Below are 25,280 nucleotides of genomic sequence, written 5' to 3'. Positions count from 1 at the left end.
CCGGTGCGGCGAGTGGGGGCACCTCCCACGCCCTTCAGGCAGTGGGGGAGCGTGCCGGGCGTCGCGGGGCAGGCGGGACTTCGCGGACACCCCCTGGCGCCGGGTGCCTATGGGCTCGGGGCTTGGTGTCCGTTGGCGGCCGCGGGCCGGTGGGGGCTGTTCGCGCAGTTCCCCGCGCCCCCAAGAGGGTCGGTTCAGTAGCCGCCGTTGTAAGGGCCCTGCTGGCCCTGCTGCTGGTGGCCCTGCTGCTGGTGGCCGTAGCCGGGGCTCTGGGGGTACTGGCCGTAGTACTGCTGGTCGTTGTAGCCGTTGTGGTGGCCATACGGGGGCTGCTGCGGCTGCTGGTGGGGCTGGTCGTGCGGGGTGATGCGGCGGAGCTGGGTCGTCGCGTCGTCCATGACGGGGGGCTGGGGCTGGGCCGCCGGGGCCTCGGACGCGGCGCGCTTCTTCTTGGAGCGGTCGCGGAGGTACTCGATGATGATCGGGACGACCGAGAGCAGGACGATCAGGACGAGGATCGACTCGACGTTCTTCTTGATGAAGTCGATCTGACCGAGCCAGTAGCCCGCGAGGGTGACGCCGGTGCCCCAGGCGATGCCGCCGATGACGTTGTACGTGACGAACGTGCGGTACTTCATGCGGCCGGCGCCGGCCACGATGGGGGCGAAGGTGCGCACGATCGGGACGAAGCGGGCCAGGACGATCGCCTTGGGGCCGTGCTTCTCCATGAACTCGTGGGCCTTGTCCAGGTTCTCCTGCTTGAACAGCTTGGAGTTGGGACGGCTGAAGAGCTTCGGGCCCAGGAACTTGCCGATCATGTAGCCCACTTGGTCGCCGGCAACGGCGGCGACCACGATCAGCGTGCAGACCAGCCACAGGGGCTGGGTGATGTATGTGCCCTCGGCGACGAAGAGACCCGCCGTGAACAGCAGGGAGTCGCCGGGCAGGAACGCGAAGAGACCCGACTCCGCGAAGACGATGAGCAGGATGCCCGGCAGGCTGAACGTCGAGATCAGGTAGTCCGGGCTGAGCCACTCGGGGCCGAGCGCAAGCGTGGTCACGGGGATGTGGCTCCTGCTGCTGGGGGTACGGGCTGGGGACTGACTGCTTCAAAGTATCAACGCAGCCGTCATGGCCCAGGTTCCATGGTCGTACTCAGGATGCACTGTGCGCGGTCCCGGTCAAAGCTGTGCACCATGGGCATCGATGAATACGGCGGCGGACAGGGCCCTCAGCCCGACGTCCTGGTCGTCACCACGAACGACGTACCCGGCCACCGCGTGCAGGAGGTGCTCGGCGAGGTCTTCGGACTGACCGTGCGCTCCCGGCACCTGGGGAGCCAGATCGGCGCCGGGCTGAAGTCGATGGTCGGCGGCGAGTTGCGCGGGCTCACCAAGACGCTCGTGCAGACCCGCAACCAGGCCATGGAACGACTCGTCGAACAGGCACGCGCGCGTGGAGCCAACGGTGTGCTCGCGTTCCGCTTCGACGTGACGGCGGCGGCGGACGTGGGCACCGAGGTGTGCGCGTACGGCACGGCGGTGGTCCTGGCCCGGGAGTGAGGCCCCCGCGCCCGCGCGTTTCCGGTTTGTGACGGTTGATCCATTTATCGTGTGCCCGTGGCCGACACCGAGCAGCAGGCACCTTCCGTCACTCCGTCGACCCCCGCGCACCTGCTGCTGCCGTCGGTCCTGCCCGCCGTGGCCGTCGGCGTGATGTCCAGCCTGCTCCTGGTGGGGGTGGAGGTCGCCGCCGAGGAGCTCCAGGGCGTGCTGTGGAAGACCGTGCCGGACGCCCTGGGCATCGGCCGGTACTCCGTGGCGTGGATGTTCGTGATGCTCGTCGCGACCGGTGTCGCCGTCGGGCTGGTGGTGTGGAAGGTGCCGGGGCACGCGGGACCGGATCCGGCGACCGTGGGGCTGGACGCGCCGGTCCTGCCGCCCATGGTGCTGCCGGGGCTGCTGCTGGCGACCGCGCTGACGCTGGCCGGCGGGCCGAGCCTGGGCCCCGAGAACCCGATCATCGCCGTGAACGTCGGCCTGGCGGTCTGGCTGGGCGGCCGGGCCGTCCCCCGCGCGCCGGGCCGGATCTGGCCGGCTCTGGCGGAGGCGGCGACGATCGGCGCGCTGTTCGGCACGCCCGTGGCGGCCGCCCTGGTGATCTCCGAGGTGCTGTCCCGGCAGGAGACGCGCGGCCTGCTCTGGGACAACCTCTTCGCGCCGCTGACCGCCGCCGCGGCCGGTGCCCTGACCGCCACGCTGATCGACCGCCCGAGCTTCGACCTGGACCTGCCGTCCTTCGGCCGGCCGGGCTGGGCGGATCTGCTGGCGGCCGTCGTGGTCGCCGCGGCGGGCGCGCTTCTCGGCATGTGCGCCGTGCGCGCGCTCCCGTACGTCCACGGTGTCTTCCGCCGGCTGCGGCACCCGATGCTGATGCTCCCGGCGGGCGGGGCCGTGCTGGGCGCTCTCGCGGCCCTGGGCGGCCATCTGACGCTGTTCAAGGGGCTCGACGAGGTCGCTGAGCTGGCGCACGACCCGGACGGCTGGTCGGCCGGGGAGTTCGCCGTCATGACGGTGGTGAAGCTGGCCGCGCTGCTCGTCGCCGCGTCCTGCGGGTTCCGCGGCGGGCGCATCTTCCCGGCCGTGTTCGCCGGCACGGCCCTCGGGCTGTGCGCGCACGCCCTGGTGTCCGGGGTGCATCCGTCGGTGGGCGTGTCGGCCGGTGTGCTCGGGATGCTGCTGGCCATCACCCGGCAGGGCTGGATCAGCCTGTTCGTCGCCGCGGTGCTGATCGACTCGCCGGAGATCCTCGCCCTGCTGTGCGTCGCCTCGTTGCCGGCCTGGCTGCTGGTGACGGGCCGGCCGCAGATGCAGCTGTACCCGGACGGCACGCCCGTCCGCTGACACCCCGACTCCCCCTGGAGGCTCCCTTGCCGCTCAACGAAGGCCCCCGCCAGACCGGCGAACGCCGCCTGTCCGTCAACCCCTTCTACGGCCCCGCCAACCCGGTCGGCGACATGGCCGAGGCCCCGCCCACACACCGGCTCCCGGACCAGCCCATGGCGCCGATGACGGCCCATCAGCTGGTGCGCGACGAGCTGATGCTCGACGGCAACGCGCGGCTGAACCTCGCCACCTTCGTCACCACCTGGATGGAGCCGGAGGCCGGGGTGCTGATGGCGGAGTGCCGGGACAAGAACATGATCGACAAGGACGAGTACCCGCGCACGGCCGAACTGGAGCGGCGGTGCGTGGCGATGCTCGCCGACCTGTGGCACGCGCCCGATCCGGCGGCGGCCGTGGGCTGTTCGACGACCGGGTCGAGCGAGGCATGCATGCTCGCCGGGATGGCGCTGAAGCGGCGCTGGGCGCGGCGCAACGCCGACCGGTACCCGGGGGCGCGGCCGAATCTGGTGATGGGCGTGAACGTGCAGGTCTGCTGGGAGAAGTTCTGCAACTTCTGGGAGGTCGAGGCCCGGCTGGTGCCCATGGAGGGCGAGCGGTTCCACCTGGACCCACAGGCCGCGGCCGAGCTGTGCGACGAGAACACCATCGGGGTCGTCGGCATCCTGGGCTCGACCTTCGACGGGTCCTACGAGCCGGTCGCTGAGCTGTGCGCGGCGCTGGACGCGGTGCAGGAGCGGACGGGGCTCGACATCCCCGTGCATGTCGACGGGGCGTCCGGCGCCATGGTCGCGCCGTTCCTCGACGAGGACCTGGTGTGGGACTTCCGGCTGCCGAGGGTGGCGTCGGTCAACACCTCGGGCCACAAGTACGGGCTGGTCTACCCGGGCGTCGGCTGGGCGCTGTGGCGGGACGCTCAGGCGCTGCCGGAGGAGCTGGTGTTCCGAGTGAACTACCTGGGCGGCGACATGCCGACGTTCGCGCTGAACTTCTCCCGGCCGGGCGCGCAGGTCGTGGCGCAGTACTACACGTTCCTGCGGCTGGGCCGGGAGGGGTACCGGGCCGTGCAGCAGGCCGCGCGGGACGTGGCCACGGGCATGGCCGCGCGGATCGAGGCGCTGGGCGACTTCCGGCTGCTGACCCGGGGCGACGAGTTGCCGGTGTTCGCCTTCACGACGGCGCCGGACGTGACGTCGTACGACGTCTTCGACGTCTCGCGGCGGCTGCGCGAGAGCGGCTGGCTGGTGCCCGCGTACACCTTCCCGGCCCACCGCGAGGACCTGTCCGTGCTGCGGGTGGTGTGCCGCAACGGGTTCTCGGCGGACCTCGCCGAGCTCCTCACGCAGGACCTGGAACGCCTGCTGCCGGAGCTGCGCCGGCAGCCGCGCCCCTTCACCTGGGACAAGGGCGCGGCCACCGGCTTCCATCACTAGCACGCGCGCGTGCCCGTCGCGCGCCCAGGTGGTGCAGCCGGCCGAACAGCTCCAGGTTCTGCCGGCCGCCGAGCTCCTCTTCGAGCGCGGCGTGCTGGCCGAGCAGGCCGATGCGCAGCCGGACGGCGTACGCCTCGCGCACCACGTCGTGCCCGGCCACCTCGATCAGGCCCGCGTCGGGGCGCAGCAGGGTGGACAGGATCCTCACCAGGGTGGTCTTGCCCGCGCCGTTGGGGCCGAGCACCCCGTACACCGTGCCGCGCGCGACCGTGAGGTCGAGCCCGTCCAGGGCCTTCTTGTCGCCGTATCTCTTCTCCGCGCCTTCGACGGTGATCGCCGTGTCGGCCACAGGGACTCTCTCACTAGTCAACTTGACTACATGCTCGAACGAATCCCCGCCCGAGCCATCCATCAAATTTGATCAGAGCGCGTCCCCGGGGTGCGGCTCCCCCGTGGCGTAGGGGTTCTTCTCTCCCTCGGCCAGGATCCCGACGAACGGGTCGCCCTCGTCGGCGAAGGTGTAGGCGCCGCCCTCGATGCGCTCGATGAGACCGCGGGTCCACTCGGCCTCGGAGTCGGCCGTGTGGACCCACATGTTCATGATCTCGCCGATGTGGCCCAGCTGTCCGGGCCCCTCTTCGGGGACGTAGTGCTCCAGGACGGAGGCCCGCCACTGCTCGATCCGCAGGGTGCGCTCCTTCAGCAGCGCGACCGCCTCCGCCCGCGGCAGGTCGACGACGAAACCGACGGCGGCCGTCTTCACGTCTCCCCGCTGGTCGTACGTGACCAGCGCCTCGCGCAGCAGCCGGAAGTACTCCTCGGTGCCCTGCCCGGTGATCTGGTACTCGGTGCGCGGCGGGCCGCCGGCCGTGGACGGGGCGGTCTCGTGCGCGTGCAGCAGCCCCTGCTTCGCCATCTGCTTCAGGGCGTGGTAGATCGAGCCGGGCTTGGCGCTGGACCACTCGTGCGCGCCCCAGTACTCCAGGTCGCCCCGCACCTGGTAGCCGTGGGCGCGGCCGTGCATGCGGACCGCGCCGAGCACGAGGAGACGGATCGCTGACATGCGGCCAAGGTTATGACCCGGCCGCCGTCCGCTGCTCTTCGGCCACCAGCTCGAAGGCGGTCCTGCCGTCCAGCGACTCCCGGATGATGTCGGCGTGGCCGGCGTGCCGGGCCGTCTCGCGGATCAGGTGCAGGCACAGCCAGCGCATGGAGACCCGGCCGTCCGGCGGGAACCAGGGCTGGGGCGGCAGCGCGAAGGTGTCGTCGAGGCTCGGCACCGAGCGGATGAAGGCCTCCGTCTCCGCGGCGACCTTCTCCCAGTACGCCAGCTGCGACTCGACGGTCTCCCCCTCGACCAGCCGGAAGCACTCGTGCCAGTTGCCCTGGTCCCGCTCGACGGCCGGCGGCTCGCCCTTGGCCAGGGCGACCCACAACTGCTCTACCTCGACGACGTGCTTGAGCAGCCCGGCGAGCGACAGCTCACTGGCGCTGGGACGGGAGCTCGCCTGCTCGTCGGTCAGCCCCAGCACCGCCCGCCGGATGCCGCCGCGCTGCTCCTCGATGAAGGACAGCAGCGCTCCGCGCTCGTCGCCGTGTGCCTCCGCGGGAACGTGAGTGACCATGACCGCCGCCTTTCGCCGGATCCGGGGGCCTCTCCCCCGACACCGACAAAGCTACGGACCCTTGCGGTCAGGTTCTGTCCGCAAGGGTCCGGCAGGCCGAAAGGATTCAGAACGTGGATCAGAACGGGAACCGGCTGCGGCCGTGCTGCACCGAGATCCACTTGGTCGTGGTGAAGGAGTCGACCATCGTCTCGCCGTTGAGCCGGCCGAGGCCCGAGTGCTTCTCGCCGCCGAACGGGACGATCGGCTCGTCGTGGACGGTGCCGTCGTTCACGTGGAACATGCCCGTGTCGATCTGCCGGGCGAAGTTCACGCCCCGCTCGATGTCCGCGGTGTGCACGGCGCCGCTCAGGCCGTACGGGGTGTCGTTGACGAGGCGTACGGCCTCCTCCTCGCCGTCGAACGGGACGAGGAACGCGACCGGTCCGAAGACCTCCTGCCGCAGCAGGGCCGAGTCGGCGGGCAGGCCGGTCAGCACGGACGGTTCGACGAGGTTGTCGGTCCGCCCGCCGCGCACCAGGGCCGTCGCGCCCTCGGCGAGGGCCTGCTCGACCACGCCCGCGACGGCGTCCGCCTGCGAGGAGTTGATGACCGGGCCGATGACGGTCTCCGGGTCGCGCGGATCGCCCGCCTTGAGGGTCTTCACCTTGGCGACGAACTTCTCGGTGAACTCCTCCGCGACGGACCGGTCGACCAGGACGCGGTTGGCGGCCATGCAGACCTGGCCCTGATGGACGTACCGGCTGAAGACGGCCGCGTCGACCGCGTAGTCGATGTCGGCGTCGTCGAGGACCACCAGCGCGCTGTTGCCGCCCAGTTCGAGGACCGAGCGCTTGAACTGCCGGGCGCAGACGGTCGCCACGTGCCGGCCGACCTGGTCGGAGCCGGTGAAGGAGATGACCTTGGGCACCGGGTGCTCCAGGAAGGCGTCGCCGATCTCCGCGATGTCGGTGATGACGACGTTCAGCAGACCGCCGGGCAGCCCCGCGTCCTCGAAGATCTTCGCGACCAGGGAGCCGCCGACGACCGGCGTGTTCTGGTGCGGCTTGAGCACCACGGCGTTGCCGAGCGCGAGCGCCGGGGCGACGGACTTGATCGACAGCAGGAACGGGAAGTTGAAGGGGCTGATCACGCCCACGACACCGACCGGCACGCGGTAGACGCGGTTCTCCTTGCCGTCCACCGGCGAGGGCAGGATCCGGCCCTCGGGGCGCAGCGCCAGTTGGACCGCCTCGCGCAGGAACTCCTTGGCCAGGTGCAGTTCGAAGGCGGCCTTCAGACGCGTCCCGCCGAGTTCGGCGATGATCGCCTCGGACATCTCGGCCTCGCGCTCCTCGATGAGCCGCAGGGCGTTCTCGAAGACGGCACGCCGGGCGTAGGGGTTGGTCGCGGCCCACTGCTTCTGGGCCCGGGCGGCCGCCCGGTACGCCTGGTCGACCTCGTCGACCGTGGCTATGGTGATCGACGCCAGCTTCTCGTCGTCGTACGGGTTGAAGTCGATGATGTCCCAGGAGCCGGTACCCGGGCGCCACTCACCGTCGATGTACTGCTGTGCAAGGTCGGTGAAGTAGGACGACGACATGTGATCCCTCGATCCCTAGCAGACCCTCGATCGCGCCTTCACGATCTGATCACACGTCATCGTACTGACGTCTAAGGCGAGTTGGGGGCTTCAGGAGAGTTGGAGGAGCCCCCGGAGAAGATCCCGGCTCTCCGACGGGCCCGGGCTGTCGCTCTGGAGCTCCTTGAGCGCCTTCTCGTACTGGGCGACGTCCTCGGGCTTGTCCAGGTACAGCGCGCTGGTGAGCTGCTCCAGGTAGACGACGTCCGAGAGGTCGGACTCCGGGAAGCTGAGGATCGTGAACGCGCCACTTTCGCCGGAGTGGCCGCCGAGGCTGAACGGCACGACCTGGAGGCGCACGTTGGGCCGCTCGGAGACCTCGATGAGGTGCTGGAGCTGGCCGCGCATCACCTCGCGGTCGCCGTATGGGCGGCGCAGGGCGGCCTCGTCCAGGATGATGTGGAAGTCGGGCGCGCGCTCGTCGACGAGGTACTTCTGCCGCTCCAGGCGCAGCGCCACGCGCCGCTCGACGTCGGCCTCGCTGGCGCCCTGCATGCCCCGCCGGACCACCGCATGCGCGTACGCCTCGGTCTGGAGCAGGCCGTGCACGAACTGCACCTCGTACGCCCGGATCAGCGAGGCGGCGCCTTCCAGGCCGACGTAGGTGGGGAACCAGCTCGGCAGCACGTCCGAGTAACTGTGCCACCAGCCCGCGACGTTGGCCTCCTTCGCCAGGGAGAGCAGGGAGGCGCGCTCCTGCTCGTCCGTGATGCCGTACAGCGTGAGCAGGTCTTCGACGTCCCTGGTCTTGAAGCTCACCCGGCCCAGCTCCATGCGGCTGATCTTCGACTCGGAGGCGCGGATCGAGTAGCCCGCCGCCTCGCGCGTGATGCCCCGAGCCTCACGCAGTCGCCTGAGTTGTGATCCGAGCAGCATGCGCCGCACCACCGATCCCGGCTCTCCCGCGCTCACGTTCGCCAGCCTCCCCAACGTCTTCAGGGGCCGAAGTCTGCCACTAAAACACTCCGAGCAGTACTCGTCCGGTTACGGAAACGGAATCGAGACGGGGGACGCACGCGCGCGGATTCAAGAAAGAGGCAAGCGAACGGGCAGACACGGCTGTGAAGATGACGGAAAAATTGACCAACAAGCGGTACGGGACGACTCATTCCGGTCACCTGCACGTGCATCTGCCCTTGCATCTGCTGTACGCATCCGAAACCATGGTCCCGCACCACCGCCGCATCGCACCGACCGCGAATTCCCGGGAGTGCCTCGCATGGGGACGAATGGATCGACCATGCTCGAGCCTTTACGGCAGGGCCTTCCGCCGCTGGATCCCGCGGCCGTGTCCGACGCCGCCTCCTGCGCTCTGCCCGCCCGCTACGAAGCGGTGCGCGAAGCACGGCGGTTCACCCGCAGAACCCTCGACCAGTGGGACATGGGCGACCGTTTCGACGACGTCTGCCTGGTGGTCTCGGAACTGGTCACCAACGCCCTGCGGCACGGCCTGCCGGCGAGCACCCACTGCGTCACCGGCCAGGAGCCGCCGGTGCGGCTGCACTTGATGCGCTGGACCGAGCGCCTGGTGTGCGCGGTGCGCGATCCCAGCCACGACAGCCCCGCCGCCCGGGAGACCGACGACTTCTCGGCCGAGTCGGGCCGGGGGCTGTTCCTCGTCGACTCCTTCAGCGACAGCTGGGGCTGGCATCCGCTCGCCGGCGCGCTCAGCGGCAAGGTGGTCTGGGCGCTGTTCCGGCTGCCGCGGCCCGACGCGGGGCCGCACGCGGAATGAGAAACCGCGGCGCTTCCTCGCGCCGCGGTTCTACGCGCGTCGCCGCGCGTTGAGTACCGATTGCCCCGTTCCGTAATGGAGATGCCGGGGCGTCAGCCTCCCACCAGGTGGTCGAACTCGCCATCCTTCACGCCCAGCAGCATGGCCTCGATCTCCGCACGGGTGTAGACCAGTGCGGGGCCGTCGGGAAAGCGCGAGTTGCGGACGGCCACGTCACCGCCCGGCAACCGGGCGAACTCCACGCACGAGCCCTGCGAGTTGCTGTGCCGGCTCTTCTGCCAGGCCACACCCCGCAGCCCGGCGGCCGCCATACCGTTGTACACGTCGTGGTCCACAGGTCGCTCCCCGGTGGTGCACTGGCTGGTGTGGCCATTGATGCAGCGGTCAACTGACCCGGATCATAGCCCTGTTCATGTGCAGATGCATGGGCAGATGCACGTGCACGGGGGATGGTGCCCCGGTTACAGCTTTGACGACCGCTTTACCGAAAGCTCTTGCCTGTTTGACGGGACTGCCCGGCCGAGCGTTCCCGGCCACCGGCGGCGAAGTCGGCGGGTTCGGCGGAGGTGTCATGGAGGCGGAGCATCCGCTCGGTGGCGGGGACGGGCACCGGTGCGGCGGCGAGACCGGAGAAGCAGGAGCTGGGGCGCGGGGTCCAGGGCCTGGGGCGGGACCGTACGACCTCCATGCGGAAGGCGACCGCCGCCTGCGGGAGCAGGGAGAAATGGGCCGCGCGGAGGACGGTGACGTCCTCCGCGGGGCCGGTGCCGGGCTCGGACCATCGCCGGACCGGCGGTCGGCCGTCCGGCCCTGACGGACCGCCCGGCGTGCGCCCCGCGCGGCCTCGGGACAGATGCATGAGGCTCCCCACTCGTCAAGCGTGGGGAACCTCACGCGGGTTGGGGCCTGTCTGACCCATTCCCGTCGTCCGCCCGAAGGGCGGGCTCCGCGGAGTTGCGATCGCAAGGCGCCGGAGCGCCCTCGATGGGGGTGCCCCCGCGCGAGATTGTTCGAGCGTGCGGGAGGAGCCACGTGGGCGGTTCGGCAACGCGGCGAGCGTGCGTGCCAGACGCCGCGGAGCAGGCGGGAATTTGACGACAGGGCCTAGGGGTCAGCGGCTGGCGTAGGGCAGCAGTGCCATCTCGCGCGCGTTCTTGATCGCCCGGGCCAGCTGGCGCTGCTGCTGGGCCGACACGCGGGTGACCCGGCGGCTGCGGATCTTGCCGCGGTCGGAGATGAACTTCCGCAGCAGGTCGGTGTCCTTGTAGTCGATGTATTCGATCCCGGCCTGGTCCAGCGGATTGGGGCGGTTCTTGACGGGCTTGCGGTCGATCTTGCGGGGCATCGGGTCAGACCTCCAGGAGGGTGTCGAAGGCGTGCGGCAGCCGCTGCCAGGCGTCGCGCCCGGCCGCGTACTCGGCGTCGGTCAGCAGGCAGGACTCCAGCAGCCGCTCCAGGCCGTCCCGGTCGAGGCCGGGCGAGGTGAAGACCAGGTGCTGGCCGCGGTCGCCGTGCTCGGGGTGCCAGTCCAGCGCGGCGGCGGCGCGGCGCACCGGCGGCACCATCTCCCAGGCCGCGTCCGGCAGGGAGGCGAGCCACGGTCCCGCGCTCTCCACGCACAGGGCCCCGCCCGCGGCGTCCCAGTGGAACAGCGTGTCCGGCTTGTCGGCGAGCCAGAACCGGCCCCGGCTGCGGGCGGCCGCGCAGGTCAGGTCCTCCAGGGCGGCGTAGAGCCGCTCCGGGTGGAAGGGGCGGCGCTGCTGCCAGACCAGGGTGGAGACGCCGTGCGCGTCGGCCTCGGCGGGGAGCAGGGCGCAGGCCGGGTGCTGGGCGGCCGCCGCCGACTCCACGTCGAAGCCGGCCAGGGCGGCCTCGGCCAGCGGGGAGAGCGGGCGGTGCCGCGGGGCCGGCACGGTCAGGCCGTCGGCCGTGTCCGCCGCGAAGACGCCGGGCGCGGGTGCGCCCGCCAGGTCACCGTGGCCGATCGGGACCTGGCGGGCTGTCGGGTGCAGCTGCGCGAGCAGCTCGCGGTCCTCGTCGTCGGCCTCGGGCGACTCGGCGATCGCGAGGACGGGGGCGTACTCCAGCTGGCGGGCGAAGGTGTCGGCGACCGTGCGCTGGTCGGTGGCGGCGGCGGCGAGACCGCCGTCGGCCAGGTCGTCGCCGTTGCCGAGGTACGGCAGGACCAGGGCCGGGTCGACGGCGGTGATCACGCCGGTGACGGTGAGCCCGCCGGCCGTGACGACCTCGGCCATGGCCTTGGGCTCGACGGAGTCCCACAGCTCGACGACGGCCAGGGGCGTGTCCCCGGCGTCCGCGAGCCGCTCCAGCTCCGGGACCAGGTCCTCGCGCAGGGCGCAGCAGGCGCAGTCGTTGACGAGCGGCGCCTCCCCGGCGTCCAGGATGCCGGTGGCGTCCCGGACGGTCCGTACGACCGTGCCGGCCGCGGCCGTCGCCAGGTCGTGGTGGAGCGCGACGCTGCCGGGTACGTCGGCGAGCAGCCGGGCCACGGCCGCCCTGCGGGCGTCGGCGTGCAGGCCGCCGACGATCACGACGGGGAGCCCAGAAGGGACAGCCACGGGATCAGCCCTTCTTTCCGTACCGGCGCTCGAAGCGCTCGACGCGTCCCGCGGTGTCCAGGACGCGGGCGGTGCCGGTGTAGAAGGGGTGGCTGACGTCGGAGATCTCGACGTCCACGACCGGGTAGGTGTTGCCGTCCTCCCACTCGATCGTCTTCTCGCTCGTCATGGTCGAGCGGGTGAGGAACGCGTAGTTCGCGGCACGGTCGCGGAAGACGACCGGACCGTAGTCCGGGTGGATTCCCTCGCGCATGGTCAGCGCTCCTCTCGGAAGTCGACGTGGCGGCCGACGACCGGATCGAACTTGCGCAGGGTCAGTCGGTCCGGGTCGTTGCGACGGTTCTTGCGGGTCACGTAGGTGTAGCCGGTCCCGGCCGTGGACCGGAGCTTGATGACCGGACGGAGTTCGTTGCGTGCCATGCCGCTATGCTACTGAAAATGAATTCCATTTACATCTCCTGCCCAGAGAGGTACGTCACCACATGTCCGCGCACTGCATGCTGACCGGCACCCAGCCAGGCTTCGGCAACCGCATCTCGCACTCCCACCGGCGCACGTCACGCCGGTTCGACCCCAACATCCAGTCCAAGCGCTACTGGCTGCCGAGCGAGGGCCGGTACGTACGCCTGCGGCTGAGCGCCAGGGCGATCAAGACCGTCGACACGATCGGGGTCGAGGCGGCCGTCGCCCGGATCCGCGCCCGGGGAGTGAAGGTCTGATGGCGAAGAAGAGCAAGATCGCGAAGAACGACAAGCGGCAGGAGGTCGTCGCGCGGTACGCCGCCCGGCGGGCCGAACTGAAGGAGATCATCCGGCGCCCGTCGTCCACGGACGCCGAACGGCTCGCCGCACAGGCGGAACTGCGCAGGCAGCCGCGCGACGCGAGCGCCACGCGGGTACGCAACCGGGACCAGGTGGACGGGCGTCCGCGCGGGTACTTCCGGGTGTTCGGGCTGTCCCGGGTGAGTCTGCGGGAGCAGGCGCATGCGGGGTATCTGCCGGGGGTGCGCAAGTCGTCCTGGTGAGGTGGGGGCCTGCCGGTAAGAGGTCCTCGGGGGTTCACCCCGGGGCCTCTTGACCGGTCCTGGTAGCTTGCTGCGGGTTCCGGCATGGGCCGGCGGGCTTCGCCGGGGTCGGTCGGACGGCTACAGGTTGGGGGCTTGCAGTGACTTCGGTGATCTTCTCGCGTCGCCCGGGAGCGAGTCGGCGGATGCCGGTGCGGGTCGCGGCGGCGGCCGCGGGACTGGCGGGCGTGCTCGTGCTGTCCGCGTGCAGCGGTGACGGCGGCTCCGGGGACGACTCGGCGTCCAGCCCTGCCCCGTCCGCCACGGCGTCCGCGGGAACGGGCGGCGGCTCCGGCTCCGGCTCGGGTTCCGACGGGTCGGGCGCCGGCGAGCTCGCGGGCAGCTGGCTCGCCACGACCGGCGGCAAGGCCGTAGCCCTGGTGATCACCGGCAAGCAGGCCGCGCTCTTCGCCACCGGCGGCAGCGTGTGCAGCGGCACCGCGGGCGAGCAGTCCGGGATGCGGATGATCCGCCTCAAGTGCACGGACGGCAGCAAGGACCGGACGACCGGCATGGTCGACTCCGTGAACGGCAACAGGCTGAAGGTCACCTGGGAGGGCGGCCTCGGGGCGGAGACGTACCAGAAGGCGGAGGGCGGGAAGCTGCCGACCGGGCTGCCGACGGCGGGCCTCGGGTAGGAGCGCGGGGTCTTGCCGGGCGAGCCGCCCCGGGCGGGCGGCCTGCCCGGGTGCGTGACGGGCCCCCCGTCCGGGATGATCCGTGCGTCGGGACCGCTCATCGCCGTCACGCACCCATCGCCATCACGCACCAGAGGACCCCATGCGCACTCTTCCTCCCCTCGCCCTGGCCGCCGGCCTCGCTGCGACCCTCCTGCTGACCGCCTGCGACGACGGCAAGACCGGTGGCGACGACGCCAAGAACGCTGACCGGCCGGGCGGTTCGGCCTGTGCGATCGGTGATCTCGGGGTGGAGGTCGGGGCCGGTGCGGCCCCGGCGGCCGGGGACACGGGCAATGTCACCGTCACCCTCATCAACAAGGGCGGCGCGTGCACTCTGAAGGGCTTCCCCGCCGTCGACCTCCTGGCGGAGGACAGCACGACGTCGGTGTCCCCGGAGCAGACCGCGAAGGCCCGGTCGCTCACCCTCGGGAAGGGCGGCACCACGTCCTTCACGATCACCTACGTCCGGGGCGAGGCGGGCTCCCCGAAGAGCCTTCCCGTGCGGAAGGCGTCCTTCGCCCTGCCGGGCGCCGCCGCGGACACGCACGACCTGCCGTGGTCGTACGGCGAGGTCGCCCGGAGGGACGGGAGCGGCAGCGGCGGCGCGGCGGAGGCCTCGGTGAGCGGCTTCGAGTCCCCGGGCGACTGACGGCAGTTCAGCGCAGCGGCGGGCGGTGGTCCACCTGGGCGCGGTCCGCCGCCTGGGCGCCCTCCGTCCAGCCCGCCGCGTCGCGCACGCCGCGCAGGCGGGTCGTGGTCGTCTCCGGGAACATCCGGTCCAGCCGGCCGGTGACCGCCACGTCTCGGGAGGCGAGGACCGGGAGCAGGTCCTGTGTCACCTGGGTCTCTGCGGCAGCCGCCAGGCGGGTGCCGATGCGGTGGGCGTAGGCCGCGAGGAAGGACTGCCGGAACGTCTTGGTGCGCTTGCGGCCACCCGCCCGCTGGGCCGCCTCCGCCTTCGTCATCGCGGTCGTGGCCTGCACGAGGAGTGAGGTGTAGAGGAGTTCGACCGCTTCCAGGTCGGTTTCGAAACCGACCACGGTGGAGAAGCCGAGGGGCTCGTTCCACACCGCCCGGCAGTGGTTGGCGGCGGCGACGGCGTCCAGCAGCACCGCCTTGGCCTGCTCGTAGGGCGGTTCGACACCGATCCGGCAGGCCCCGGGCGTCTCGGGTGAGGGGGCCCGGGCCGCGAGCAGCGCCTCGTCGACACTGTGCCGGGCCATCAGCTCCTGCGCCTTGGCGCTGAGCGCCTCCGCCTCCTCCGGGAACCCGGTGGCCTCGGCCTTGGCGAGCAGGGCGCGGATACGGCCGAGCATCCGGGATTCGGTCCTCGGCTCACCGGGCGAGTCGTCGTGGGACCCGTCGAGGGACTCCAGGGCCGGCAGGCGCAGCAGCAGGCGGTACAACTCCAGCACGGCGGTGGCGTGCGAGAAGCGGTCGGTGCGGGGCGGGGCGTCGGCGGGGAGCTCCGCGAGCTGCGCGTTCCAGCGGTGGCCGCGCGGGCGGTCCTGCGGGCGGTCGTACCGCGCCTGTGCGCGGATCAGTTCCGCCACCAGGTGGACGTGGACGTCGTCCAGTTCGCGCCGCACGATGCGTACGACGTCGGCCGGCTGCCAGCCGCGCCGCCAGGCCGCCGCCACGAACTCCGTACCGCGCCGGGCGAGTTCGGTGTCCGCCGCCGGGTCGGACGCGAGCAGGGACGCGCCGGTGTCGAGGGCCGTCTCGCTGGTGTCGTACAGGGCGGCCTCGAACGCGCGGTCGACGGTGGTGGGCGTACTCACGGGGCCGATGGTGCCACGTCGTCACGGGCGGCCCGGCATGCGCGACCTCGCACGTCTCACTCCGCGGAATTGGGTCGTCCGTGCGCGGCGGGGCTTCGAGCATGGCTCTCATGGTGGACATGTCTCTGTACGCGGCGTTCCTCGTCGCCGCCTTCGCGCTCTGCATCACCCCCGGCCCGGACATGATGTTCATCGTGGCGATGGGCGGCCGGGGCGGGCCCACCGCCGGGGTGATGGCGGCGTTCGGGGTGGCGTGCGCGATGCTCGTGCACGCGGTCGCGGCGGCGCTCGGCCTGTCGGCCCTGTTCACGGCGCTGCCGACGCTGTACCACGTGCTGCGCTGGGCGGGCGCGGCCTATCTGCTCTACCTGGCGGTGAAGGCGTTCCGCGACCGTTCGGTGCCGGGCGGGAAGGGGACCGGCAGCGCGGGTCCGGGCATGCGGCGGGCGTTCTGGCAGGGCGCGATCACCAACCTGCTCAACCCCAAGGTGATCCTCTTCAACGTGGCGTTCCTGCCCCAGTTCGTGGACCCGTCGCTCGGCCATGTCCAGGGGCAGTTGATGCTGCTCGGGATCACGATCGTCGTGATGGGCTTCCTGTGGGACGGCAGCGTCGGCCTGCTCGCGGGGCGGCTGGCGGCTCTGCTGAAGCGCAGCGCGCGCATGAACCGCTGGCTGAACATCGTCTCCGGGACGGTGTTCACGGGGCTGGCGGTGCGGTTGGTGGCGACGTCTCCGAAGTAGACGGGGCCTGACGGCGGGTGTCAACTCACGGTTGACAGTCAGCGGGGCGCAACCTACGGTTGACACATGACGACGAACCCCAACATCACGTCATCCGTGCGCCTCGACGACCTGATCGCGGCGATCAAGACGGTTCACCAGGAACCCCTCGAACAGCTCCAGGACGCGGTGCTCGCCGCCGATCACCTCGGCGAGGTGGCCGACCACCTGATCGGCCACTTCGTGGACCAGGCCCGGCGTTCGGGCGCCTCCTGGACGGACATCGGCAAGAGCATGGGGGTCACCCGGCAGGCCGCGCAGAAGCGGTTCGTGCCGAAGGAGTCGGCCGACCTCGATCCGAGCCAGGGCTTCAACCGCTACACGCCGCGGGCCCGCAACACGGTGATGGCCGCGCACAACGCGGCCAAATCCGCGCGCAACGCCGAGGGCGTGCCCGAGCACCTCGTCCTCGGTCTGCTGGCCGAGCCCGACGGACTCGCCGCGAAGGCGCTCGTCGAGCAGGGCGTCTCCCTCGACACGGTCCGCGAGGCGGCGACCGCCGCACTGCCGCCGGCCGTCGAGGACGCCCCGGAGCTCGTGCCGTACGGCCAGGCCGCCAAGAAGGTCCTGGAACTCACCTTCCGCGAGGCCCTGCGCCTGGGCCACAACTACATCGGCACGGAGCACATCCTGCTCGCCCTGCTGGAGCACGAGAACGGCGAGGGCGTCCTCAGCCGCCTGGGCATCGACAAGGAGCGGACCGAGCGGTACGTGGCCGAGGTGCTGGAGAAGATCGTGCAGGCGCAGAAGGACGCGGCGGACGGGACCTGAGCCCGCCGGGCGGTGACCGGGACCGGGCAGAACGGCCATCGCGGTTGGGATGGCGACCCCCGCGGGGGCGAGGGCCGGGCGGCCACCGTGGCCGGGGGCACGGCCGTGCCCGGGACGGCGACCGAGACCGTGACGGCCACCATGGCCGGGGCGGCGACCGTGTCCGGGGTGGCGACCATGCCCGGGACGGCCACCATGTCCGGCGCGGCGGCCATGTCCGGGACGGCCACCATGCCCGGGACGGCCACGGTGACTGGGGTCGCGACCGCAACCACGACCGGCCCCCGTGGCCGGGACGGCGCCCGCGCCCGGACCGGGACCGGCACCGGCAGCGGCAGCGGCAGCGGCACCGGCACCGGTGCAGGACGGCCATCGCGGCTGGGATGGCGACCCCTGCCGGGGCGAGGGCCGGGCGGCCACCATGCCGGGGGCAGCGGCCATACCCGGGACGGCGACCGAGACCGTGACGGCCACCATGGCCGGGGCGGCGGCCCTGTCCGTGACGGCCACCATGGCCGGGGCGGCGGCCCTGTCCGTGACGGCCACCATGGCCGGGGCGGCGGCCCTGTCCGGGGCGGCGACCATGTCCGGGACGGCCACGGTGACTGGGGCGGCGACCATGTCCGGGACGGCCACGGTGACTGGGGCGGCGACCGATCCACTACGGCCTCCGTGGCCGGGACGCGCCCGCGCCCGGGACCCGCACCGGCACCGGCACCGGCACCGGCACCGAGACGGGGACCGCGACCCAACCCGGACTGAGTCGGCCAACGCGACCCGGACCGAGACAGCGACCGCGACCGGAACCCGGACCGGGACGTCACCGCGACCGCGACCAGAACCCGGACCGGGACAGTCACCGCGACCGGGACCCGGGCCGGGACGTCACCGCGACCGGGACCCGGGCCGGGACAGTCACCGCGACCGGGACCCGGGCCGGGACGTCACCGCGACCGGGACCCGGGCCGGGACGTCACCGCGACCGTGATCGGACCCCGGGCCGGGACGGTCGCCGCGGCCGTGTCCAGGACGGGCGCCGTGCCGGGTCGCGGTCAGGGGTCGTTGTCAGACCCCCCTGGCACACTCGCAGCATGGCCGATCGGTGGGCGCTCGCTGTGGGCGAGGGCGGTGGCGTGGACGTCGCCCCCCTCGGTCCGGACGGGCTGCCCGTCGGGCCGGTGCGGCGGGAGGCGGATGCCGCCGAGGCCGTACGGAGCCGTCCCGGCGTCGCGCGGTGGGTGTGGCGGTCCACCGCAGAGGTCTACCCGCGCCTGCTCGCCACGGGGGTGCGAGTCGAGCGGTGCTACGACATCGAGGCCGCCGAGACGCTCCTCCTCGGCCACGAGGGGCGGTACGGGGAACCACGCTCGGCCGCGGCCGCCCTGGCCCGGCTGCGCGGCGGCCCCGTACCGCCCGATCCGCCGCAGCGCTCCGCCGAACCGGGCTCCCAGTCCTCCCTGTTCGAACCCCAGGGCGTCCACCTGCCCCTGCCCGACCTCCTCGCGGTCTACGCCGAGCAGCAGAGGCGGCATGCGCAGGCCGAGCACCCCGAGCGGATGCGCCTGCTGACGGCCGCCGAGTCGGCCGGCATGCTCGTGGCCGCCGAGATGAACCGCGCCGGGCTGCCCTGGCGCGCCGAAGTGCATCGCGCGGTGCTGCAGGACCTGCTGGGCGAGCGGTACGCGGGCGGTGGCGAGCCGCGCCGCCTGGCCGAGCTGGCCGACGAGGTGTCCGCGGCGTTCGGCCGCCGGGTGCGGCCCGATCTGCCCGCCGACGTGGTCAAGGCCTTCGCGCAGGCCGGGATCAAGGTCGCCTCGACCCGCCGCTGGGAGATCGAGTCCGTCGACCACCCGGCCGTGAAACCCCTGCTGGAGTACAAGAAGCTGTACCGCATCTGGGTTGCCCACGGCTGGTCCTGGCTCCAGGACTGGGTGCGCGACGGGCGGTTCCGGCCCGAGTTCCTCGCGGGCGGGACGGTGACCGGGCGCTGGGTGACCAACGGCGGGGGCGGCCTGCAGATCCCCAAGGTGATCCGGCGGGCCGTGGTCGCCGACCCCGGCTGGCGGCTCGTCGTCGCCGACGCCGACCAGATGGAACCGCGCGTGCTGGCGGCGATCTCCCGCGATCCCGGGCTGATGGAGGTGGCCGGGCGGGAGAGCGACCTCTACCAGTCCGTGTCCGACCGCGCCTTCTCCGGTGACCGCGCCCAGGCCAAACTCGCCGTGCTCGGCGCGGTCTACGGCCAGACCTCCGGCGACGGCCTGAAGAACCTCGCCGCGCTCAGACGCCGCTTCCCCCGGGCGGTGGCGTACGTCGACGAGGCGGCCCGCGCCGGCGAGGAGGGCCGGCTCGTGCGGACGTGGCTCGGCCGGACCTGCCCGCCGGCGGCCCGGGGGACGGACGACGCGGCGGAGGAGGCCGGCATCCCGGCCCCAGACGCGGAGCAGTCCGACAGCGGACCGTGGGTGCCCGGCTATGCCTCCACCAACGCTCGCGCCCGCGGCCGATTCGCGCGGAACTTCGTCGTCCAGGGCAGCGCGGCCGACTGGGCCCTGCTGCTGCTCGCCGCGCTGCGCAGATCCTGCGCGAACCTGGCGGCCGAGCTGGTCTTCTTCCAGCACGACGAGGTGATCGTGCACTGCCCCGAGGAGGAGACGGAGACGGTCGTCGCCGCGATCCGCGAGGCGGCGACCCTGGCCGGCCGGCTGACCTTCGGGGAGACGCCGGTGCGGTTCCCTTTCACGACGGCGGTGGTGGAGTGCTACGCAGACGCCAAATAGCCAGCAGCTCGCGGAGTTCCCTGACCACCGCGTGTGCGTCGGTCCCCTCCAGCGCCGCGAGAGCCGCTCCCCACGCCTCGCGTGCCGCCGCGGCCCGCCCCTGTTCCTGTAGCAGCAGCCCGTGCTCGTGGCGGGCGAGACCGCCGGTGTAGCGGTCGGCGCGGGCGTCGGCCCGGTCCAGCAGCTCGGCGCACTCGCGGGCGGCCCGCCCGGTGCGGCCCAGCAGCCGCAGCGCGCGGACCAGGCCGAGCCGGGTCTGGGACTCGCCGTGCCAGTCGCCGTGACCGCCCAGGATGCGCAGGCTCTCCTCGAAGTGCGCGACGGCGGCGGCCGGTTCGCCGAGCCGCAGATGGGCGTACCCGATGTTGCAGTGCGCGGAGTGCCGGACGATGACGGCGCCGATCTCGTCCCCGATGGCGAGCGAACGCCGGTGCTGCTCGATGGCGGCCCGCGGGTCGGTGTGCTCGTAGAGGTTGCCGAGGTGGCTGTGGGTGACGGCCTCGCCGTACGGGTCGTTCAACTGCCGCGCGTACTCCAGGCTCCGGGTCAGCGCCTCGCACGCCTCGGCGGGCCGGCCGAGCACGTCGAGCAGCAGGCCGCGGTTGTTGAGGCAGCGGCGGATCCAGGACGGGTCGTCGAGCCGCCGCCAGATGGCCAGCGCGCGGTCGTTGAGGTCGAGGGCGTCGCCCTGACGACCGGTCAGGAAGTGCAGTCCGGCGAGATCGACCAGCGCGTACGCCTGCGCCGCCTCGTCCCCGAGCCGCCGCGCCACGCGCAGGCCGGCCCGGCCGAGCACCTCCATCTCGGCGAGGCGTCCCCTGCGGTGCGCGTAGGGGAGGATCAGCCGCACGAGAGTGGAGACGAGCCCCGCGCGCCGCCGGCACGGGTCGTCCGCGTACCGCTCGACCAGGGTGACGATGTTCGCCAGCTCCCTGTCGCCCCAGGCGAAGGCCTCCTCGGGGGTGTCGAAGGGGGCGACGGTGTCGACGTGCGCCGCGTGCCCGGGCGGCTGGGCCGCGGTGGGGCGACGGCGGTCGAACTGGTCGGGGCCGGGCTCGACGATCGCGACGAGCACCCGCTCGGCGACGGCGGCGTACCAGCGGAGGGCGGTTTCACAGACGCCGGTGCCGTCGGCGCCGATGTCGTCGGCGCCCGTGCCGTCGGCGGAGGTGTGGTCTGCGCCGGTGTCGTCCGCGTTCCGTAAACCGCCCCCTTCGCGGGCATCGCCGGAGCCGCCGATGCCCGCCCCACCCCGCTCCCCCGCCAGCTCGCGGGCGAAGTCGCGGACGAGGTCGTGCGGTGCGTAGCGGCCGTACACCGGTTCCTGGAGCAGGGCCACGTCGACGAGGCGGTCCAGGGCGGCCTCGGTGCGGCGTTCGCCCGTGCCGGTGAGGCGGGCGAGCAGGGGTGCGCCGTACGTGGGCAGATCGAGCGCCCCGATACGGCGCAGGGTGAGGGCCGCGTCCCGGTCGGCCTCGCGCTCGGAACCGGCGAGCGCGTCATGGGCGACGGCCAGGGAGCGGCGCACGCTCAGGTCGTCGTACTCGAGGTGGCGCAGCCGCCCTCGCGTCCCGGCCAGTTGCCCGGCGAGGACGTCCGGTGTGAGGGCCTGCCGGGCGGCGAGCCGCGCGGCGACGACGCGCAGGGCCAGGGGGAGGCGGCCGGTGAGTTCGACGAGGCGGCGGGCGGCGTCCGAACCGTCCAGTCCGGCCCGGCCCGAGGCCGCGACCAGGAGCGCCGCGCTCTCCTCGTCCGACAGCGGGCCGAGCGGGAAACGGACGACGCCGTCGAGGGCGGTGAGCGGCGAACGGCTGGTGACGATCACCGCGCACCCGGCGCCGCCTGGCAGCAGCGGCCGGATCTGCGCGGCGCTCGCGGCGTCGTCCAGCACCAGGAGCGTGCGGGTCGGCGCGAGCAGCGAGCGCAGCAGCGCGGCTGCCGCGTCGGGGTGTTCGGGGATGCGGCAGGGCTCGGCCCCTAGGTCACGCAGCAGGGCGTTGAGCGCCTGACCTGGGGTGAGAGGGGCCATGCCGGGGGTCGCGCCGTGCAGGTCGAGGTAGAGCTGCCCATCGGGGAAACGTTCCGCCAACTCGTGCGCGACGTGCAGCGCAAGGGCGCTCTTACCGACGCCGGGCATGCCGCTGATGACGGCCGTGGCGGGGACGGCGGCAGAGAATGGGGCAGTTGGGCCGGTCGAAGCCGACGCTGCCGGTGCCGTCAGGGTCCGGCGCAACACGTCGCGTTCGGCGGCGCGGCCCGTGAAATGCGCCGGAGGCGGGGGAAGTTGGGCGGGCCGCGGCTGTTCGGACGAGGGCGGTGCGGCGACCTGCAGCACCTCCACATGCGCCTCCCGCACCCCCGGCCCGGGCTCGATGCCGAGCTGGTCGACCAGCCGGGTGCGCAGATCGCGGTGGACGGCCAGGGCCTCGGCCTGGCGGCCGGTCCGGTGCAGGGCGAGCATGAGCTGGCGGTGGTACACCTCCCGCAGCGGATACTCGGCGGTCAACGCCGCCAGCTCCGGCACCAGCCCGTCCACACGCGGGCCGCCCAGCGCCAACTCGGCGTCGTAGCGCCACTCCAGAAGCAGCAGCCGGGCCTCGCGCAACCGCCGTGCGAAGGCGTACCCGCCCACCTCGGACGGCAGCCCGGCGAGCGGCGCGCCCCGCCACAGTGCGAGCGCGGCGCCGCACTCACGCACGACGCGCTCCCACTCCTGCCCGGCGTGCGCGGCCCGCGCCGCGGCGACACGGGCCTCGAAGAGGTGGACGTCCAGCTCCCCCTCGTCGACCCGCAGCACATACCCGGACGGCACGGTCCGCAGCCGCTCGGGATCGTCGAGCAACCGCCGCAGCCGGGCTACGTGGTTGTGCAGCGAGGCCTGGGCGGACACGGGCGGCGCCCCGCCCCACAGCGCGTCCTTGAGCGACTCGACGGAGACGGCCCGTCCGGCGTCGAGCAGCAACGCGGCCAGCAGCACACGGGACTTGGGGCTCGCGACATCGCGTACTTCGCTCCGGCCGCCCCCGTCGGCGTCGTGGTACAGCACCGGCGGCCCAAGCAGGCCGAACCGCAGCCCGCGCCGCCCGTCGGAACCGTCCTCGCTGCCCGAACAGGCAGATGCCCCCATCACGCCCCCGTCTCCCCGCGCCACTGCCCTTGACGGGTTTCCGCCCCCGGGGCAGCGGTTTTCCGCCACCTTCGTCCTCACGTTCTCCGCCGGAACGCCCCCGCCCAGGCCGCCGTCCGTCCTGGTTCGGCGACTTCACGCCAATCGGCAGACGACGCAACGGCGAACCGTTGGCCACATGTTAGCGATCGGTTGGCAAACCCTGATGTGATCACTACGTCGGATCTGGCCCGGCGGCGCGCGCGTCTGGACGCGCAACTCGGGGGAGTGTCGCCGCCGCGGCCGGGTCCGGGTCCCGGTCGGCGGAGGTGAACGGCCGGGGCCCCACCAAGCTTCCCGCCGGGCGCCTTTCGGCGTCAGATGACCGGCGGACGCCCCAGCCGCGTGAGCCGCCACACCGTCCGCCAGCGCATGGGCCGCCGCTCACCCGCCGGCTCCCGTACACCTTCCACGAACCCGCCGAACCATGCCCGCAGCCCCGCACGCGACCGGTTCCGTACGAGGGTGAGCAGCACCCAGACGCCCAGGTGGACGGGGACGAGCGCGAGCGGCAGCCGGCGGCGGGCCAGCCAGACCCGGTTGCGGGCGTTCACGCGGTAGTAGATGGCGTGCCGGGCGGGCGAGGTCTTCGGGTGCTGGAGCAGCAGCTCGGGCGCGTACAGGATGCGCCAGCCCGCGTCGGCCGCGCGCCAGGCCAGGTCGGTCTCCTCGTGCGCGAAGAAGAATTCGGCGGGCCAGTCGCCGATCTCGTCGAGCATGGCCGTCCGCAGCGCGTGCCCGCCGCCGAGGAACCCGGTGACGTACCCGCCCCGCAGGGGGTCGGAGTTGCCGATCCGGGGCACGTGCCGCTGCTGCGTCTCGCCCAGTTCGTCGGCGATCCGGAAGCCGACGATGCCGAGCCGGTCGTCGGCGGCGTACAGCTCCCGCACGCGGCGCAGCACGTCGGCGTCGACGAGCAGCCCGTCGTCGTCGAGCTCCACGACGACGTCGATGTCGCCGAACTCCCGCAGCCGCGCGAGGGCCGCGTTCCGCCCGCCGGGACAGCCGAGGTTCTCGTCGAGCTCGATCGGGGTGACCTCGCCGGGCAGCGACAGCCGCCGGGCGAACTCGGGCAGCGGGCAGCCGTTGCCGACGATCACGATCCGCTCGGGGGGCACGTCCTGCTTGGCCACGGACCGCAGCAGCGCGTCGACCTCCTCGGGCCGGTTCCCCATCGTCACCACGGCGACGGCGATCCTGGGCGCCCCCATGTCCTCACCTCGTCCCGGTCGGCAACTGACGGTTGACGGGCGATGCTAGCCGTTCACGGTAAAGACCCTTTAAGTACGCCTGCCGGACGGCGGTGCGCCTACGCAGTCCGGCGGATGCGGCACCCGACTCGATCGGGCACAGGATGTCGGGTGCGGCGGGGTGCGCGCTGCCTAGCGTGGTGATCACGAAAGAGGAAGGAACCGGTCGTGCTGGAGCGGCTCAACCAGGCGTTGGAGCACATCGAGCGCCACCTCGACGGGTCGGTGGACGGCGCCGAACTGGCGCGGATCGCGACCACGTCGGAGTACCACCTGCGCCGGATGTTCTCCGCGCTGGCAGGCATGCCCCTGTCGGAGTACATCCGCCGCCGGCGGTTGACGGTCGCGGGCGCGGAGGTGCTCGCGGGCGACGAGACGCTGCTGGAGATCGCGGTGCGCTACGGCTACGGCTCGGGCGAGGCGTTCGCGCGGGCGTTCCGCGCGATGCACGGCGTGGGTCCGGGCGAGGCCCGGCGCACCGGCGCCGCGCTCGTCTCCCAGCCCCGGCTGACCTTCCGCCTCACCGTCGAAGGGAGCAGCAGCATGCACTACCGAGTGGTGGACCGCCCGGCCTTCACCGTCGCCGGCTTCAAGACCCGGGTACCGCTCGTGCACTCGGGCCCGAACCAGGCGATCATCGACTTCGTCCGGGGGCTCGGCAAACAGGCCCTGGAGCAGCTCGGAAAGCTCTCGGCCCAGGAGCCGCGGGGCATCGTCGCGGTCTGCGACGACCTGGATCCGAGCCGCGCCGAGGGCACCGAACTGGACTACTACCAGGCGGTGATCACCACGGCGTCCGCCCCGTCGGACGTCCCGGCCGACGCCCCCGCGGGCATCACCACCCTGCCCGTCCCGTCCGGCTCCTGGGCGGTCTTCACCACCTCTGGCCCGGCACCGCGGGCCATCCAGGAACTGTGGCGCGACGTGTTCACCGAGTGGTTCCCGTCCAACCCGTACCGCAGCCGCCCCGGCCCGGAGATCCTGCGGACCGTCCTCTCGGCGGACGGGACGACGGCGGACGCCGAGCTGTGGCTGCCGGTGGAACGGGAGACCAGCCGCTGAACGCCGAGAGCCCCGGGCCGGAGTCGATCCGTCCCGGGGCTCTCGGGGG

Annotated in this window: 26 protein-coding genes and 1 pseudogene; 12 read left to right on the top strand and 15 right to left on the bottom strand. The window is 72.6% G+C overall.

The genetic code is table 11. From position 1 onward, the window contains the following. Positions 1-194: 194 nt before the first annotated feature. Positions 195-1,061, bottom strand: coding sequence for a DedA family protein (locus tag ACIBL4_RS34050; RefSeq protein ID WP_399415633.1), 867 nt, complete (start codon positions 1,059-1,061; stop codon positions 195-197). A gap of 135 nt (positions 1,062-1,196) precedes the next feature. Here ACIBL4_RS34050 and ACIBL4_RS34045 point away from each other — a divergent pair, with 135 nt between their 5' ends. The 3 genes from ACIBL4_RS34045 to ACIBL4_RS34035 are packed head-to-tail and all read left to right on the top strand — an operon-like array spanning position 1,197 to position 4,336. Next, positions 1,197-1,562, top strand: coding sequence for a YbjQ family protein (locus ACIBL4_RS34045; RefSeq protein ID WP_399415632.1), 366 nt, complete (start codon positions 1,197-1,199; stop codon positions 1,560-1,562). 51 nt (positions 1,563-1,613) lie between these two features. After that, on the top strand, positions 1,614-2,903 hold the full coding sequence (locus tag ACIBL4_RS34040) for an ion channel protein (RefSeq protein WP_399415631.1): 1,290 nt from the start codon (positions 1,614-1,616) through the stop codon (positions 2,901-2,903). A 26-nt stretch (positions 2,904-2,929) separates the two neighbouring features. Continuing rightward, positions 2,930-4,336: a glutamate decarboxylase gene (locus ACIBL4_RS34035; protein WP_399415630.1), complete on the top strand. Its 1,407-nt coding sequence runs from the start codon at positions 2,930-2,932 to the stop codon at positions 4,334-4,336. Here ACIBL4_RS34035 and ACIBL4_RS34030 read toward each other — a convergent pair. The 5 genes and pseudogenes from ACIBL4_RS34030 to ACIBL4_RS34010 form a co-directional block, all read right to left on the bottom strand. Continuing rightward, positions 4,329-4,685, bottom strand: a pseudogene (locus ACIBL4_RS34030) (ATP-binding cassette domain-containing protein); the annotation flags it as partial. The gene ACIBL4_RS34035 and the pseudogene ACIBL4_RS34030 sit on opposite strands and share 8 nt — an antisense overlap. Positions 4,686-4,757: 72 nt before the next feature. Continuing rightward, positions 4,758-5,399, bottom strand: a complete 642-nt coding sequence (locus ACIBL4_RS34025) for a PadR family transcriptional regulator (RefSeq protein ID WP_399415629.1) — start codon at positions 5,397-5,399, stop codon at positions 4,758-4,760. Between the two features lie 10 nt (positions 5,400-5,409). Further along, a complete protein-coding gene (locus ACIBL4_RS34020) occupies positions 5,410-5,961 on the bottom strand; it encodes a DinB family protein (RefSeq protein ID WP_399415628.1) in 552 nt (183 codons plus the stop codon). A gap of 118 nt (positions 5,962-6,079) precedes the next feature. Further along, positions 6,080-7,543: an aldehyde dehydrogenase family protein gene (locus ACIBL4_RS34015; RefSeq protein ID WP_399415627.1), complete on the bottom strand. Its 1,464-nt coding sequence runs from the start codon at positions 7,541-7,543 to the stop codon at positions 6,080-6,082. A 90-nt stretch (positions 7,544-7,633) separates the two neighbouring features. Continuing rightward, positions 7,634-8,458: a helix-turn-helix transcriptional regulator gene (locus tag ACIBL4_RS34010; RefSeq protein WP_086847631.1), complete on the bottom strand. Its 825-nt coding sequence runs from the start codon at positions 8,456-8,458 to the stop codon at positions 7,634-7,636. A gap of 364 nt (positions 8,459-8,822) precedes the next feature. Between ACIBL4_RS34010 and ACIBL4_RS34005 the strand changes: the two genes are divergently transcribed. Further along, positions 8,823-9,317 (top strand): ATP-binding protein, encoded by a 495-nt coding sequence (locus ACIBL4_RS34005; protein WP_399415625.1) that lies wholly within the window; start codon positions 8,823-8,825, stop codon positions 9,315-9,317. Between the two features lie 92 nt (positions 9,318-9,409). Here the strand turns inward: ACIBL4_RS34005 and ACIBL4_RS34000 are convergent, their stop codons facing one another. The 6 genes from ACIBL4_RS34000 to rpmG all read right to left on the bottom strand — a co-directional run bounded on the left by ACIBL4_RS34000 (position 9,410) and on the right by rpmG (position 12,316). Further along, entirely contained in the window at positions 9,410-9,628 is a 219-nt protein-coding gene (locus tag ACIBL4_RS34000) for a DUF397 domain-containing protein (RefSeq protein ID WP_050810297.1), read from the bottom strand. A gap of 170 nt (positions 9,629-9,798) precedes the next feature. Further along, positions 9,799-10,176 (bottom strand): hypothetical protein, encoded by a 378-nt coding sequence (locus ACIBL4_RS33995; protein WP_399415623.1) that lies wholly within the window; start codon positions 10,174-10,176, stop codon positions 9,799-9,801. Between the two features lie 252 nt (positions 10,177-10,428). After that, entirely contained in the window at positions 10,429-10,662 is a 234-nt protein-coding gene (gene rpsR / locus ACIBL4_RS33990) for a 30S ribosomal protein S18 (RefSeq protein ID WP_020271512.1), read from the bottom strand. Positions 10,663-10,666: 4 nt separating this feature from the next. Next, positions 10,667-11,896, bottom strand: coding sequence for a CobW family GTP-binding protein (locus tag ACIBL4_RS33985; RefSeq protein ID WP_399415622.1), 1,230 nt, complete (start codon positions 11,894-11,896; stop codon positions 10,667-10,669). Between the two features lie 4 nt (positions 11,897-11,900). Then, a complete protein-coding gene (locus tag ACIBL4_RS33980; RefSeq protein ID WP_010044251.1) occupies positions 11,901-12,149 on the bottom strand; it encodes a type B 50S ribosomal protein L31 in 249 nt (82 codons plus the stop codon). Positions 12,150-12,151: 2 nt separating this feature from the next. Next, the gene (gene rpmG / locus ACIBL4_RS33975; protein ID WP_010044249.1) at positions 12,152-12,316 is read right to left on the bottom strand and encodes a 50S ribosomal protein L33; all 165 of its coding nucleotides are present in this window, start codon (positions 12,314-12,316) and stop codon (positions 12,152-12,154) included. 62 nt (positions 12,317-12,378) lie between these two features. Here rpmG and rpmB point away from each other — a divergent pair, with 62 nt between their 5' ends. The 4 genes from rpmB (at position 12,379) to ACIBL4_RS33955 (ending at position 14,288) form a co-directional block, all read left to right on the top strand. Further along, a complete protein-coding gene (rpmB, locus tag ACIBL4_RS33970) occupies positions 12,379-12,615 on the top strand; it encodes a 50S ribosomal protein L28 (RefSeq protein ID WP_086561587.1) in 237 nt (78 codons plus the stop codon). Continuing rightward, complete coding sequence (rpsN, locus tag ACIBL4_RS33965; protein ID WP_399415620.1) at positions 12,615-12,920, top strand: 30S ribosomal protein S14; 306 nt, start codon at positions 12,615-12,617, stop codon at positions 12,918-12,920. Before rpmB ends, rpsN begins: the two co-directional genes overlap by 1 nt. Positions 12,921-13,105: 185 nt before the next feature. Next, positions 13,106-13,597, top strand: a complete 492-nt coding sequence (locus ACIBL4_RS33960; RefSeq protein ID WP_399415687.1) for a hypothetical protein — start codon at positions 13,106-13,108, stop codon at positions 13,595-13,597. Between the two features lie 142 nt (positions 13,598-13,739). Then, complete coding sequence (locus tag ACIBL4_RS33955) at positions 13,740-14,288, top strand: DUF4232 domain-containing protein (RefSeq protein WP_399415618.1); 549 nt, start codon at positions 13,740-13,742, stop codon at positions 14,286-14,288. Positions 14,289-14,295: 7 nt separating this feature from the next. Here ACIBL4_RS33955 and ACIBL4_RS33950 read toward each other — a convergent pair whose 3' ends face one another. After that, entirely contained in the window at positions 14,296-15,420 is a 1,125-nt protein-coding gene (locus ACIBL4_RS33950) for a DUF2786 domain-containing protein (protein ID WP_399415617.1), read from the bottom strand. A 110-nt stretch (positions 15,421-15,530) separates the two neighbouring features. Between ACIBL4_RS33950 and ACIBL4_RS33945 the strand changes: the two genes are divergently transcribed. From ACIBL4_RS33945 to ACIBL4_RS33935, 3 genes are all read left to right on the top strand, one after another. Beyond that, complete coding sequence (locus ACIBL4_RS33945) at positions 15,531-16,163, top strand: LysE family translocator (RefSeq protein WP_399415616.1); 633 nt, start codon at positions 15,531-15,533, stop codon at positions 16,161-16,163. 66 nt (positions 16,164-16,229) lie between these two features. Continuing rightward, complete coding sequence (locus ACIBL4_RS33940; protein ID WP_399415615.1) at positions 16,230-16,973, top strand: Clp protease N-terminal domain-containing protein; 744 nt, start codon at positions 16,230-16,232, stop codon at positions 16,971-16,973. A 1,091-nt stretch (positions 16,974-18,064) separates the two neighbouring features. Continuing rightward, positions 18,065-19,753, top strand: coding sequence for a bifunctional 3'-5' exonuclease/DNA polymerase (locus ACIBL4_RS33935; protein WP_399415614.1), 1,689 nt, complete (start codon positions 18,065-18,067; stop codon positions 19,751-19,753). On the opposite strand, the gene ACIBL4_RS33930 is transcribed toward ACIBL4_RS33935, so the two are convergent. Together ACIBL4_RS33930 and ACIBL4_RS33925 are read right to left on the bottom strand one after the other, a co-directional pair. After that, complete coding sequence (locus ACIBL4_RS33930; protein ID WP_399415613.1) at positions 19,713-22,880, bottom strand: BTAD domain-containing putative transcriptional regulator; 3,168 nt, start codon at positions 22,878-22,880, stop codon at positions 19,713-19,715. The genes ACIBL4_RS33935 and ACIBL4_RS33930 overlap by 41 nt on opposite strands. A gap of 356 nt (positions 22,881-23,236) precedes the next feature. After that, a complete protein-coding gene (locus ACIBL4_RS33925; protein ID WP_399415612.1) occupies positions 23,237-24,130 on the bottom strand; it encodes a glycosyltransferase family 2 protein in 894 nt (297 codons plus the stop codon). Positions 24,131-24,337: 207 nt separating this feature from the next. Here ACIBL4_RS33925 and ACIBL4_RS33920 point away from each other — a divergent pair, with 207 nt between their 5' ends. After that, positions 24,338-25,231, top strand: coding sequence for a GyrI-like domain-containing protein (locus ACIBL4_RS33920; protein ID WP_399415611.1), 894 nt, complete (start codon positions 24,338-24,340; stop codon positions 25,229-25,231). Positions 25,232-25,280: the final 49 nt, after the last annotated feature.

The organism is Streptomyces sp. NPDC050416, assembly GCF_044458845.1.
Lineage (GTDB): Bacteria > Actinomycetota > Actinomycetes > Streptomycetales > Streptomycetaceae > Streptomyces.
Note: the sequence above shows the minus strand (reverse complement) of the source record. Positions and strands in the feature narration are given on the sequence as shown.

Coding starts and splice junctions, on each gene's coding strand:
- rpsN (WP_399415620.1), top strand. CDS start 12,615: ATGGCGAAGAAGAGCAAGATCGCGAAGAACGACAAGCGGCAGGAGGTC.
- ACIBL4_RS33940 (WP_399415615.1), top strand. CDS start 16,230: ATGACGACGAACCCCAACATCACGTCATCCGTGCGCCTCGACGACCTG.
- ACIBL4_RS33960 (WP_399415687.1), top strand. CDS start 13,106: ATGCCGGTGCGGGTCGCGGCGGCGGCCGCGGGACTGGCGGGCGTGCTC.
- rpsR (WP_020271512.1), bottom strand. CDS start 10,662: ATGCCCCGCAAGATCGACCGCAAGCCCGTCAAGAACCGCCCCAATCCG.
- rpmB (WP_086561587.1), top strand. CDS start 12,379: ATGTCCGCGCACTGCATGCTGACCGGCACCCAGCCAGGCTTCGGCAAC.
- ACIBL4_RS33930 (WP_399415613.1), bottom strand. CDS start 22,880: ATGGGGGCATCTGCCTGTTCGGGCAGCGAGGACGGTTCCGACGGGCGG.
- ACIBL4_RS33955 (WP_399415618.1), top strand. CDS start 13,740: ATGCGCACTCTTCCTCCCCTCGCCCTGGCCGCCGGCCTCGCTGCGACC.
- ACIBL4_RS34005 (WP_399415625.1), top strand. CDS start 8,823: ATGCTCGAGCCTTTACGGCAGGGCCTTCCGCCGCTGGATCCCGCGGCC.
- ACIBL4_RS34020 (WP_399415628.1), bottom strand. CDS start 5,961: ATGGTCACTCACGTTCCCGCGGAGGCACACGGCGACGAGCGCGGAGCG.
- ACIBL4_RS34025 (WP_399415629.1), bottom strand. CDS start 5,399: ATGTCAGCGATCCGTCTCCTCGTGCTCGGCGCGGTCCGCATGCACGGC.
- ACIBL4_RS34000 (WP_050810297.1), bottom strand. CDS start 9,628: ATGGCGGCCGCCGGGCTGCGGGGTGTGGCCTGGCAGAAGAGCCGGCAC.
- ACIBL4_RS33995 (WP_399415623.1), bottom strand. CDS start 10,176: ATGCATCTGTCCCGAGGCCGCGCGGGGCGCACGCCGGGCGGTCCGTCA.
- rpmG (WP_010044249.1), bottom strand. CDS start 12,316: ATGGCACGCAACGAACTCCGTCCGGTCATCAAGCTCCGGTCCACGGCC.
- ACIBL4_RS34045 (WP_399415632.1), top strand. CDS start 1,197: ATGGGCATCGATGAATACGGCGGCGGACAGGGCCCTCAGCCCGACGTC.
- ACIBL4_RS34010 (WP_086847631.1), bottom strand. CDS start 8,458: ATGCTGCTCGGATCACAACTCAGGCGACTGCGTGAGGCTCGGGGCATC.
- ACIBL4_RS33945 (WP_399415616.1), top strand. CDS start 15,531: ATGGTGGACATGTCTCTGTACGCGGCGTTCCTCGTCGCCGCCTTCGCG.
- ACIBL4_RS34015 (WP_399415627.1), bottom strand. CDS start 7,543: ATGTCGTCGTCCTACTTCACCGACCTTGCACAGCAGTACATCGACGGT.
- ACIBL4_RS33925 (WP_399415612.1), bottom strand. CDS start 24,130: ATGGGGGCGCCCAGGATCGCCGTCGCCGTGGTGACGATGGGGAACCGG.
- ACIBL4_RS33980 (WP_010044251.1), bottom strand. CDS start 12,149: ATGCGCGAGGGAATCCACCCGGACTACGGTCCGGTCGTCTTCCGCGAC.
- ACIBL4_RS33935 (WP_399415614.1), top strand. CDS start 18,065: ATGGCCGATCGGTGGGCGCTCGCTGTGGGCGAGGGCGGTGGCGTGGAC.